The organism is Kitasatospora sp. NPDC057198 (genome assembly GCF_042670125.1).
Lineage (GTDB): Bacteria > Actinomycetota > Actinomycetes > Streptomycetales > Streptomycetaceae > Kitasatospora.
The window spans coordinates 1-11,462 of sequence record NZ_JBHUWH010000244.1 but is presented as its reverse complement, the minus strand read 5'-3'; the positions used below and the strand labels follow the sequence as shown (position 1 = coordinate 11,462).

The 11,462-nt window shown below is 75.0% G+C and carries 8 protein-coding genes; 5 read left to right on the top strand and 3 right to left on the bottom strand.

The annotated features are described in order from the left end of the window. Both ACFUEL_RS24700 and ACFUEL_RS24695 read right to left on the bottom strand, forming a co-directional pair. The coding region (locus tag ACFUEL_RS24700) for a VOC family protein (protein WP_380238937.1) at positions 1-231 on the bottom strand (231 nt) is incomplete at its 3' end. Positions 232-255: 24 nt separating this feature from the next. Beyond that, entirely contained in the window at positions 256-990 is a 735-nt protein-coding gene (locus tag ACFUEL_RS24695; RefSeq protein ID WP_380238936.1) for a class I SAM-dependent methyltransferase, read from the bottom strand. Positions 991-1,511: 521 nt separating this feature from the next. Here ACFUEL_RS24695 and ACFUEL_RS24690 point away from each other — a divergent pair. Both ACFUEL_RS24690 and ACFUEL_RS24685 read left to right on the top strand, forming a co-directional pair. Beyond that, positions 1,512-2,654, top strand: a complete 1,143-nt coding sequence (locus ACFUEL_RS24690; RefSeq protein WP_380238935.1) for an NlpC/P60 family protein — start codon at positions 1,512-1,514, stop codon at positions 2,652-2,654. Positions 2,655-2,746: 92 nt separating this feature from the next. Next, a complete protein-coding gene (locus ACFUEL_RS24685) occupies positions 2,747-4,123 on the top strand; it encodes a hypothetical protein (protein ID WP_380238934.1) in 1,377 nt (458 codons plus the stop codon). A 67-nt stretch (positions 4,124-4,190) separates the two neighbouring features. Here the strand turns inward: ACFUEL_RS24685 and ACFUEL_RS24680 are convergent, their stop codons facing one another. Further along, a complete protein-coding gene (locus tag ACFUEL_RS24680; RefSeq protein ID WP_380238933.1) occupies positions 4,191-4,763 on the bottom strand; it encodes a DUF4232 domain-containing protein in 573 nt (190 codons plus the stop codon). 217 nt (positions 4,764-4,980) lie between these two features. Here ACFUEL_RS24680 and ACFUEL_RS24675 point away from each other — a divergent pair, with 217 nt between their 5' ends. The 3 genes from ACFUEL_RS24675 to ACFUEL_RS24665 form a co-directional block, all read left to right on the top strand. Then, positions 4,981-7,530: a S8 family serine peptidase gene (locus ACFUEL_RS24675; protein WP_380238932.1), complete on the top strand. Its 2,550-nt coding sequence runs from the start codon at positions 4,981-4,983 to the stop codon at positions 7,528-7,530. Beyond that, positions 7,530-10,424 (top strand): FG-GAP-like repeat-containing protein, encoded by a 2,895-nt coding sequence (locus tag ACFUEL_RS24670; protein WP_380238931.1) that lies wholly within the window; start codon positions 7,530-7,532, stop codon positions 10,422-10,424. Before ACFUEL_RS24675 ends, ACFUEL_RS24670 begins: the two co-directional genes overlap by 1 nt. A 150-nt stretch (positions 10,425-10,574) precedes the next feature. Continuing rightward, positions 10,575-11,462: BTAD domain-containing putative transcriptional regulator (locus tag ACFUEL_RS24665; protein WP_380238930.1), on the top strand; the 888-nt coding region annotated here is incomplete at its 3' end.

Genomic DNA, 11,462 nt, shown 5'->3' with positions numbered 1-11,462 from the left:
CTGATCGGCCGCGTCCCGCGCGTAGAGGTCCAGGTGCACCCGGGGGTGCGCCTGGACCGGGCTCGCGCTGAGACCCAGCGCCAGCTGCACCCCGCCGGGCTCCGGCGGCAGCAGCACCGCCCACCGCTCGTCGCCGTCCCCGCGCGGGACGTACCCCAGGGCGGCCGTCCAGAACGCCACCGCCCGCGGCACGTCCGCCACCCCCAGCACCACCGAACCCATCGTCAGCATGCCGCCATCCTGCCCGACCCCGGCTCAACCGTGCGGACGGCGGGCCGCCAGCAGGTCCGGGTGCGGGGCCGCGACGAGCTCGAGGCCCGCCTGCGCGGCCTCCGCCACCAGCACCGCGGGCTCGGCCGGCCAGACCGGGAACTCCTCCCGGGCACCGCGCACCGCCAGGCCCGCGCGCTCCACCCGGTAGTCGAAGACCATCCGCAGCACCCCGCGGTCGGGGACCCGGGTGACGTCCGCCAGGTAGCTGTCCGCGCCCATCCGGACCGGACCGAGCCCCTCCAACGCCTCGATCCCGTCCGGGAGTCCGACCGGCGGCGGGTCGAACAGCAGCACCCCGCCGGGCACCAGGGCCCGGGCCGCCGCCCGCCACAGGGCGCGCCGCGCGGCCGGTTCCACACAGCCGACCACGTTGGCGGCCACCGCCAGGTCGGCGACCGCCTCCAACCCGGCGTCCTCGGCCCGGCCCGGGTGGACCGTCAGCCGGGCCCGCCGGTCCGCGCCGAACGCCGCCGCCCGGGACATCAGCACCGTCCGCATCGCCGGGGCGGGCTCCACGGCGTGCACCGGCACGCCCGAGGACTCCAGCAGCACCCGGGTGACGATCCCGGTGCCCGCGCCGAAGTCCACGATCCCGTGCCTGGCCCGGCCCGCCGCCCCGGCGAACCAGCGCTCCGCCCGCCGCCGGTCCGGCTCCGCCTGCAACAGGTCGTAGAACTCGGCGCTGACCGCGTAGTCGGTCCCTCCCGGATCACCCATGCTCCCACCCTGCCGCATCCGGCCGCCGACACGGGGACGACCGGCCGGGGGAGCGCGACGGCGTTGCGGCGGCGTTGCGGCGGCGTTGCGGCGGCGGAGGAGGGTGGAGGTGGGCTGGCGGAGGCGGGCGGAGGGCGGGCCGGGGACGTTCCGGGCCGCCAACTCCTCGAGGGCGGGGAGGGGTTCGGGCGGTGAAGCGGTCGGCGCCGGCCCCCGCGCCGTCGCCCTCGGCGGGTGCGGGTGGGGGGCGGGTGCGGGTACGAGCGCACTGCTCGCCGGTCCGGCCGCAGGCGGCGCGTCCTCGTCGGCGCTGCGGACGGAACCGCCCGGCGCCGTACCGCTGTTCAGGGGCGGCGCCGCCCCGTCCGGGGCACCGGCCGCCGGGGCGGGGCGGGCGGACAGCGGGCTGGGCCGGGCGGGTGAGTGTCGGGGGCGGGGTGGGTCGGATGCCCGGAGCGGCACGGGACGGGTGCCAGAGTGTCGGTGGCTTACGATCATCAGACCGAGGGCGGTGGACAGCGGTGTCCCGTGGCACACCCCGATCCTGGCGGGCCGCGGCCCTGCTGGTGGCGACGATCCTGCTGGTGCCGGTGGGCCCGGCCGCCGCGGCCCCGGCCCCGGCACCGCCCGCCGGGGCGGACTCCGCGCTGGACCGGCTGGCCGAGGACGTCGACGAGGCCCGGCACGCCACCGAGGCCGCCGAGCAGCGCTACACGGCCGCGACGGGGGAGTTGACGCGACGCCGGGAACTGTCCGCGGAGGCCGCCCGGCAGGCCGACGAGCAGCGCGGACGCCTCGCGGACGCCGAGGCGGAGGCCGCCCGGCTGGTCGCCGACCAGTACCGCAGCGGCGGACTCGGCACTCTGGCCCGGCTGTTCCTCTCCGACGGGCCCGAGGAGTTCCTCGACCGGCAGCAGCGCGCCGCCTCCGACTCGCGCGGCGCCGCCGCCGTACTGCACGACCTGCGCGAGGCCCGCGGCCGGATGGCGCTGCTCGCCGAACAGGCCGCGCAGGCCGAGAAGTCCGCGTCCGACGCCGCCACCGCGGCCCAGCAGGCCCTGGACCGGGCCAAGGAGAACGCGGCCCGCACCGAGCAGTTGCTCTCCGGTGCCACCGCCGAGCAGATCGGCCTGCTGGAGCAGCGGGAGGCCGCCCTCGCCGACGGCGCGGCCCGGCAACTGCTCGCCGGGGGCGCCCTCGGCCCCGGCGGCGGGGCCTCCGCGGCCGGCCGCCGGGCCATCGACTTCGCCCTCGCCCAGCGCGGCAAGCCCTACCTGTGGGGCGGCACCGGCCCGGACGCCTACGACTGCTCCGGCCTCACCTCGCAGGCGTGGCAAGCCGCCGGGGTCCCGATCCCGCGCACCAGCCAGCAGCAGTGGGCGGGCCTGCGCCACGTCGCCCTGCGCGACCTGCGCCCCGGCGACCTGGTCGTCTACCACGGTGACGCCAGCCACGTCGCCCTCTACCTGGGCGGCGGCACCGTCGTGCACGCCCCGCACACCGGCACCGTGGTCAAGCTCGCCCCCGTCGCGATGCTCCCGATCCTGGGCGCCGTCCGCCCCGACCCGGACGCCGGGCCCGAACCGGCCCCGTCCGCCCCGCCCGCCGCGGCCCCGTCCCCGTTCGCCCAGGCCCCGTCCCCGTTCGCGGCCCCGCCGTCCTGAGGCTCTGACGTCCTGACGTTCCGGCGTCCCGGCGTTCTGACGTCCTGATGTCCGGGTGTCCGGGTGTCCGTGGGTGTCCGTACCCTGCCCGGATGGACCTGGGCGATCTCGAATGGCAGGCGAAGTACCATGGCGGCCCTGGGCCGCTGGTGCGGGAGTTGCTCGCGCGCGGCCACGTGGACCTGGTGGCGCGGGCGGCGCTCGAACGCGGTGACTGGTACTGGGCGCGCGCCGCGGCCGGACAGCTCTGCGCGGCAGCCGAGTTCGATCGCGCCCTGGCGCTGGTGCGGCCGTTCGCGGACGCGGGTTGGGGCCCCGCCCGGTGGGAGGCGGCCCGGATCCTGATCGCCGCGGGCCGGCCCGCGGCGGGCCTGGCGCTGGCCCGCCCGGACGAGCAGGGGCGGTCGGACGGCCGCACCAGCCAGGACTACGCCGAGCTGCTGGTGGCGGCCGGGCGGGTGGACGAGGCGCTCACCGTGATGGAGCCGCACCTCGGCGAGGAGTGGCTGCTGCGTTCCCTGGTGGAGATGACCGACGGGCAGGGGCGGGACGAACGGGTGCTGGCCCTGCTCGCCCCGATCGCGGACGGCGTCCGGGCGGCCCTCGCCGAGAACCGCCACCATGACCACCGGCTCGACGGGGTGCGCGAGTTGCAGGCCGCCGTGCTCGATCGGAGCGGCCGGGTGGAGGAGGCGGTCCGGCTGCTGGCCGCGGACGTGGCGGCGGCACACGCCTGCTCGGATCCGGTGTCCGCGCTGGAGGACCTGCTCGTGCGCCACCGCCGGGTCGATGCGCTCCGGGCGTCGGCCACGGGCGCCCGGGCCCCGCAACTCCTGCCGCGCTACGCCTGGTTGCTGGAGGGGCTGGGGTGCGTGGCGGAGGCCGAAGCCCTGCTGCGCGAGTTCGCTGCCGGCCAGGACCGCCCCCAGTACCACGCGGCCCTGGTGGGCCTGCTGGGGCGCCAGGGCCGGTACGAGGAGGCCGTCGAGGCGGGGCGGCCGACCTTCGGCTACTTCGACGGGAACGACCTGCTCCCCGTGCTGACGGACATGCTGGTGGAGGCGGGCCGGGCCGGTCGGGCGGTCGAACTGGTGGAGCAGTACCGGGCCGAGTACATCGAGGGGGACCGCAGCGAGGACGCCGAGGAGGACTACGCCGACTACGTCGCGGAGCAGCTCTGGTGGATCCGGCCGCTGCGCTGGAGGCTGCTCGGGGAGGCGGGCCGCCACCGGGAGGCGATCGACGAGATCGGGGCGCAGCCGGCGGAGGAGCGGAACCGGCACCTGGACCTGCTCGGCAGGCTGCTGGAGGACGACGGCCGGGCGGACGAGGCGGCGGAGCTGCTCCGCTCCACCGGCACCGTCGACGCCATGGAGGCGCTGGCCGGGCTGCTGCTCCGGCAGGGCCGGGCCGCGGAGGCCGTCGCGGCCGCCCCGGCCCTGGCCGTCCGCCGCGCGGCGCGGGGCTGAGGACTGGGGCTGAGGACCGGGGCCGGGGGCTGGGGCCGAGGACGGGAAGGCGCTGCGGGCTGCGGGCTCAGGGCGTCACCGGGTGGACGTAAGTGCCGCCGTCGGTGCGGGGGTCGGCGCCCACCCAGTGGAAGGTGAGGCGGGCGGTGCCGCCGGGCGGGGTCAGGGCGATGCCGGTGACCTCGAACCCGGGCCGGTCGGGGTCCTCGTGGCGGAGGTAGTCGACGACCACCAGGGCGGTTCCGCCGGGCGGCAGGGTGACGGTGCGGACGGGGGCGGCCGGGCTGCGGGGCAGGGTCCAGGTGCCGGCGTCGCCGAGCAGGTCGACCCGCGGGTAGCCGGTCATGGTGCAGGGCACCGGACCGAGGTTGGTCAGTTCGATCCGCTCGGTGGCCCGTTCGCCGGGCGGGGCGCTGACGGTGGCCCGCAGGTCGTCGGCGGTGCAGCGGCCGCTGCCGTCGCGCACCGCCTCCACCGGGATCACCGAGGCGGCCTGCCCGGCGGCCGGCTGCGGCGGCCGGCTCGGTGCGGTCGGTGCGGCCGGTGCGACGGTCGGGCGGGGAGCGCCGGCGCAGGCGGTGAGGGCGAGGCCCAGGGCGGCGGCCAGGCAGGCGGCGGCGGGCAGGCGGATCGGGTGCATGGCGGCCGTGGTTCCACTCGTGGTTCGGCGGCCCGCGCGGCGGGGCCGGTGGGAGCGGGCCGGGAGGCGTTCCCGGCCCGGCGTGCGGCCATGCTGGCGCAGCCCGATCAACATCGGATCAACGCCGGTGGACGGCGGTCGCGGAGCCTGTAATTCCGCAGTAACAGCCCCTCCCTACCTTCGGGGAATCCTGCTCCCTCCCTGGAGGACTCCCCTCATGCACCTGCCCCGACAGAACCGGCGCAGAACGGCTCTCTGGGCCACTGCCGCACTGACCGTGACGGCCGGTCTGACCGCTTCGCCGCTGCCCGCCGCGGTGGCCGCCGCCCCCGCCCCGTCCGGCTCCGCCGCCGTCCAGGTGGACCCGGACCTGGCCGGCGCGGTGGCGCAGGGCCAGGACGCCACCTTCTTCGTGGTGTTGAAGGACCGCGCCGACCTGGGCAGGTCCAAGGGCAGGGGCTCGCACGCCCAGCAGGCGAAGGCCGCCTACCAGGAGCTGCAGGACACCGCGCAGCGCAGCCAGGGCGCGCTGAAGAAGTTCCTGGACGAGCAGAAGGTCGGCCACCAGGACTACTGGATCGCCAACGCCGTCCAGGTCACCGGTGACGCGAAGCTGGTCGCGAAGCTGGCGAAGCGCGACGACGTGCAGAAGCTCGTCAAGGCGCGGTCCTACCACCTGGACGACACGCAGGTCTCCGCCGCGACCACCGCCGGGACGGGCAGTGACGGTACTCCCGAGTGGGGTGTGAAGGACATCGAGGCCGACCAGGTGTGGTCGCAGTACGACGCGCGCGGCGAGGGCATCGTGATCGCCAACGTCGACTCCGGTGTGCAGTACGACCACCCGGACCTGGTGGCCAACTACCGCGGCAACAACGGCGACGGCACCTTCACCAACGACTACAACTTCTACGACCCGACCGGGAACTGCGCCACCCCGAGCACGCCGTGCGACAACAACGGCCACGGCACCCACACGATGGGCACCATGGTCGCCAAGAACGGCATCGGCGTCGCCCCGAACGCGAAGTGGATAGCTGCCAAGGGCTGCGAGTCCTCGCAGTGCTCGGACGAGTACCTGCTCAAGGCCGGGCAGTGGATCCTGGCGCCGACCGACCACAACGGCAACAACCCGCGCCCGGAGATGGCGCCGAACATCGTCAACAACTCCTGGGGCGGCGGCGACACCACCTTCTACCAGGACATCGTCGAGGCGTGGAACTCCGCGGGCATCTTCGAGGCGTTCGCGGCCGGCAACGACGGCGACGGCACCACCTGCTCCACCGCGCACGCCCCCGGCTCGCAGGCCCCCTCCTACGGGGTGGGCGCCTACGACGCGAACGGCAAGATCGCCTCCTTCTCCGGCTTCGGCCCCTCCCTGGTGGATGGCTCGGCCAAGCCGAACATCTCCGCCCCCGGCGTCAACGTCCGCTCCACCTGGCCGGGTTCGCAGTACATGGCAGAGTCCGGCACCTCGATGGCCACCCCGCACGTGGCCGGTGCGGCCGCGCTGCTGTGGTCGGCCGCGCCCAGCCTGATCGGCGACATCGACGCCACCCGCGCGCTGCTGAACCAGGGCGCCCGGGACGTCGACGACACCCACTGCGGCGGCACCGCGGGCATGAACAACGTCTGGGGCGAGGGCAGGCTCGACATCCTCAAGACCGTCGACCTGGCCCCGCACACCGCCGTCAGCATCACCGGCAGGGCCACCGACAAGACGACCGGCGCCGCGCTGCCCGGCATCGTGGTGCGGATCACCGCGGACGGCGGCGACACCCGCACCGTCACCACTGCCCCCGACGGCTCCTACCGCCTCGCACTGGCCCCCGGCAGCTACCGCGTCGCCGCCTCCGGCTACGGCTACGCGAACCTCGAACTCACGGGCCTGACGGTGGCCGCCGGGCAGCCGCAGACCGTGCCGCTGGCGATGACCGCCGTGCCCACCCACGCCGTCACCGGCACCGTGCTGGACGTCACCGGCAAGCCGCTCGCGGGCGCGACCGTCGAGCTCACCGGCACCCCCGTCAAGCCGGTGCTCTCCGGTGCCGACGGCACCTACACCCTGGGCCAGGTCGCCGAGGGCGACTACACGCTGACCGTCAAGCCCGCCCAGCCCGTGCTGTGCAACGGCGTGTTCACCGGCCCGCTGGCCGTCGCCGCCGACGTCGCGAAGACCGTGCGGACCCCGGCCCGCACCGACAACTCCGGCACCAGCTGCACCCCGGCCGCCTACTCCTGGGTCAAGGGCAGCAGCAAGGTCGCGCTCAGCGGCGACGAGGACGCCAAGACCGTCACCCTGCCGTTCCCGGTCACCTACTACGGCGTGAAGTACACCAGCGCCTCGGTCACCACCAACGGCCTGGTGAACTTCCTGGCACCGCGGATCGGCGACTACGCCAACACCGCGCTGCCCACCCCGTACCAGCCCAACGGCGTCGTCGCCCCGTTCTGGGACGACCTGACGCTCGACAAGAAAGCCACCGTCACCACCGCCACCACCGGCACCGCCGGCCACCGCACCTTCGCCGTGGTGTGGGACAACGTTCCGCTGGCCAACGACAGCACGAAGCGGGTCAGCTTCGAGGTGCTGTTCGACGAGGCGAGCGGCGCGATCACCTTCCAATACCAGAACGTGCCCGGCGCGGGCTCCGGCGCCACCGTCGGCCTCGAGAACCAGGCCGGCACCGACGCCCTCCAGTACTCCTTCGACCAGGCCGTCCTGACCAACGGCTCGGCGATCCGCTTCACCCAGGGAGCCAAGTGATGACCACCCACCGCAGAGCCCTCCGGCTCGCCTCCGGCCTGGTCGCCGCGGGCCTGGCCCTCACCGCCGCCCCGTACGCGCTGGCCGCCGACACCACCGCCGGCACCGACGGCGTCGTCAAACTCACCGACGCCCAGGCCCAGACCCTCGGCACTCGGCTGAGCGCCGACGCCTACCCGCAGACCACCACCACCGACAGCGCCGACCCCGCCCCCGCGGGCGACACCGGCAGCACCGGCAGCGGCAGCCACCTGGACGCCCACGCGCCGGTGACGTTCACCGGCACCTCCACCATGGAGGGCGTGCGCGGCATCGCCGCCACCGTCCCGGCCGGCTCCGACGGCAGCTACTTCACCGTGCACAGCCTCGGCAACGTCCAGCTGCACAAGGCCGACGGCTCCACCGCCTGGGCCCGCACCAACGCCTCGCTGTACGCCGACTGGCAGGTCAAGCCGCTGCGCCCGTGGGACACCGAGCCCTACCCGGCGCACATCCCGGTCGCCTACAACCCCTTCACCCCGTTCGGCGGCGACGCCGTCAAGGGCTACGACACCGCGGACCTGACCGGCGACGGCGTCCCCGACCTGGTGGTCTCCGCCTCCGTCGGCAACAACCCGTACCGGCCGTTCACCTCGCCCGGCTCGGACCTCACCTACGGCTCCTTCGTGACCGTGCTGGACGGCTCCACCGGCAAGACCCTCTGGTCGAAGCTGTACGCCTCCAGCACCCTCGTCCGGGTCGTCGACGGCACCCTGCTGGTCTCCGACGCGCCGCGCGACAACAACAGCGCCCCGCGCGCCGCCACCGCCACCCTGACCGGCATCCGGTTCGACCACGCGGACGGCAGGCTCACCCCGGCCAAGACCTGGACGTACGACACCGGCGAGGCGGGCACGGCCTCCTGGGGCGACCTGGTCGACCTCGGCGGCGGCAAGGTCGCGGTCTCCTTCGACCGGCGCGGCACCGCCACCGCCCCCGGGCGCGGCACCACCTTCGTGCTGGACACCGCCGACGGCACGCTCGGCTGGCAGAGCGACAGCGACCAGTACGGCCGCCAACTGCGCCTGGACGCGGGTCGGGGGCGCCTGGTGGCCGTCGAACAGCCGGACCACACCAAGCAGGTGGCCTACTCGGTGGTCGCCTACGACCTGGCCGACGGCACCCGCACCGTGCTCGACACCCGGGTCAACGCCAGCCCCACCGCCCTCACCGTGGGCGACCTCGGCGGCAACACCGGCGCCGAGTACGCCGTCGCCGAGGACACCTTCGACGCCAGCCTCTACGTCAACGCCAGCACCCTGCGGGTACTGGAGGGCGACGGCTCCACCGTCCGCTGGACCAGCACCACCAAGCGCACCGGCGGCGGCGACGGCCCCAGCACCTGGCAGCTCGACGCGGTCGACGGCTCGCTGGTCGCCACCTCCCAGGACGGCCGCGACACCGAGACCGCCGCCAACGTCTCCGGCCTGCGCTACGGCATGCTCACCGCGTACAACGGCGGCAACGGCAAGGTCCGCTGGCAGCTCAACGGCACCGCGGCCTCCCCGCGCCTGCAGCAGATCGACGGCGCCACGGTGCGCACCGTCGACCAGCAGCAGAACATCCACACCTACAACCTCGGCAACGGCAAGCAGAAGAGCCTCACCCCGCTCCAGGGCGACCTCAACTACGCCGCCGCCGCCGACCTGGACGGCGACGGCCGGCCGGACGTCGTCGCGGGCGGCAGCTCCGACGGCGTCTGGGCCTACTCCGGCCCCTCGCTGCTCACCGGCGCGCCCAAGCAGCTGTGGCGGGCCACCGTCCCCGGTGAGGTGCACGCCGTCACCACCGGCGACGTCAACGGCGACGGCAAGCCCGAGGTCGTGGTGGCCGCCGACACCGCCACCGTCGTCCTCGACGGCCGCACCGGCCAGGTGCTGACCACCATCGACGGCGGCGGGAAGTTCGTCCGCTCGGTGACGCTGGCCGACCTGGACGGCGACGGCAAGCAGGAGATCCTCGTCCCGACCGACGCCCTGCGCGCCTACCGGGGCGACGGCACGGCGCTGTGGACGTACGGCGCCCCGGCCGGCTCCGGCGAGGTGGTCTTCTCCGACACCGTGGTTTCCGAGGGCAAGGTGTTCGCCCAGTACTCGGGCATCGGCGCCATGCGCAAGAGCGACTCCGTGCAGAACGGCGTCGCCCTGGACGCCGCCAAGGGCACCCTGCTCTGGCAGGCCGACCCGAAGGCGCCCGCCGAGGCCGTCGACGGCAAGGTGCACGGCGCGCTGCTCGACCACGCCGTCTACGCCTCGCCGAAGATCCCGTACGCCGACGGCCACGCCGTGGTCTACACCTGGCTCATCTCGGCGGTGCCCGGCGTCATCAACGGCAGCACCGACCTGGTCAGCCCGATGTCGGTCACCGAGATCCGCGACGGCCGCACCGGCGAGGTGCTGCACCAGAAGGTCGTCGGCGGTCCCTGGTCGCACGGCGACTTCTTCACCGGCGAGGACGGCGACGGCCTGCTGGAGATGGGCTTCGGCGTGCTGCGCCAGTACCTGGCAGCCGGCGACGACCCGTGGACCTCCACCACCGCGCCGCTGCGCACCGCCCAGTTCATCACCGGCCCCGACGGGAAGAAGCTGCTGGTCGGCGGCGTCGAGGGCGGCCTGGCCGCCTACGACCCGGCGATCGTCGGCGACACGGTGCCCTTCCACTCCTCGATCGGCGGCGTCACCGCGCGCGGCGGCCGCAGCTACCTGGCCGTCGACCTGGACGGTGACGGCAAGGAGGAGATGATCTCGCTCAACTTCGACGCCCTCGGCGTCAACCGGGCGGCCGAACTGCTCGGCGGCGGGGTGCTCTCCCTCGACAACGGCATTCACCAGATGACGACGTACAAGCTCTCCTGATCACCTTCACCGGACCTCCGCAGAACCGTCCGGACGAGTAAAGGACCGGTACCCCGCAGGCTCCCGCCTGCGGGGCAACCGGCTTGTTCGTGTACTGTTACCGGCCTTATGGGCGCACGAGAGACAGACCGGACGGACACCGCACCACCCATGCTGCGCCTTTACCTCTTCGAGGGATTCCGGGCCGAACGCGACTCCGGTCCGCCACTTTCCGAACGCTGGCCCCGGCCCGGCGCCCGCGCCCTGGTCAAGGTCCTCGCCGTCACCCCCGGCCACCGGCTGCACCGCGAACAGGCCATGGAGACCTGCTGGCCCGACGCCGACCCGTCCGCCGCGGCCGGCAGCCTCCGGGTCGCCCTGCACGCCGCCCGGCACGCCCTCGAGCCCGAACTCGCCCCCCGCGCCGCCTCCTCCTACCTCAAGGCCGACGGCGGGCTGCTGCTGCTCGACCCCGCCGCCGTCTGGATCGACGCCGACCACGCCGAACAGGCCGCCGAGGACGCCCTCGCGGACGGCCGGGTCGGGCAACTCGCGGACGCGCTGGCCCAGTTCACCGGCGAACTGCTCCCCGAGGACCGCTACGCGCACTGGGCCGAACCCCGCCGCACCCGGCTCGACCGGCTGCGCGAACAACTCCTGCTCCGGCTGGCCGCCGCCCACCTCGACCGGGGCCGCCCCGAGGACGCCGCAGCCTGCGCCGAACAGGTCCTCGCCACCAGCCCCGCCGAGGAACTCGCCCACCGCCTGCTCATCGACGCCTGCCTGCGCCAGGGACAGCGCCGCCGCGCCCTGCGCCAGTACCACCAGTGCCGCGAAGCCCTCGACACCGAACTCGGCATCCGCCCCGGCCCCGAGACCGAACGCCTGCACCGCGCCGCCCTCGCCGCCGCCCCCGCCCCCGCACCCGCCACCGCCGCCCTCCCGGCCCGGCTGCGCAGTGCCGCGCCCGCCCGGCTGTACGGCCGGGAGGCGGAGCTGGGACGGCTGCTCGACCCGGCCGGGCCGCCGGTGCGGCTGCTCACCGGCGAAGCCGGCATC

Coding starts and splice junctions, on each gene's coding strand:
- ACFUEL_RS24695 (WP_380238936.1), bottom strand. CDS start 990: ATGGGTGATCCGGGAGGGACCGACTACGCGGTCAGCGCCGAGTTCTAC.
- ACFUEL_RS24685 (WP_380238934.1), top strand. CDS start 2,747: ATGGACCTGGGCGATCTCGAATGGCAGGCGAAGTACCATGGCGGCCCT.
- ACFUEL_RS24680 (WP_380238933.1), bottom strand. CDS start 4,763: ATGCACCCGATCCGCCTGCCCGCCGCCGCCTGCCTGGCCGCCGCCCTG.
- ACFUEL_RS24675 (WP_380238932.1), top strand. CDS start 4,981: ATGCACCTGCCCCGACAGAACCGGCGCAGAACGGCTCTCTGGGCCACT.
- ACFUEL_RS24670 (WP_380238931.1), top strand. CDS start 7,530: ATGACCACCCACCGCAGAGCCCTCCGGCTCGCCTCCGGCCTGGTCGCC.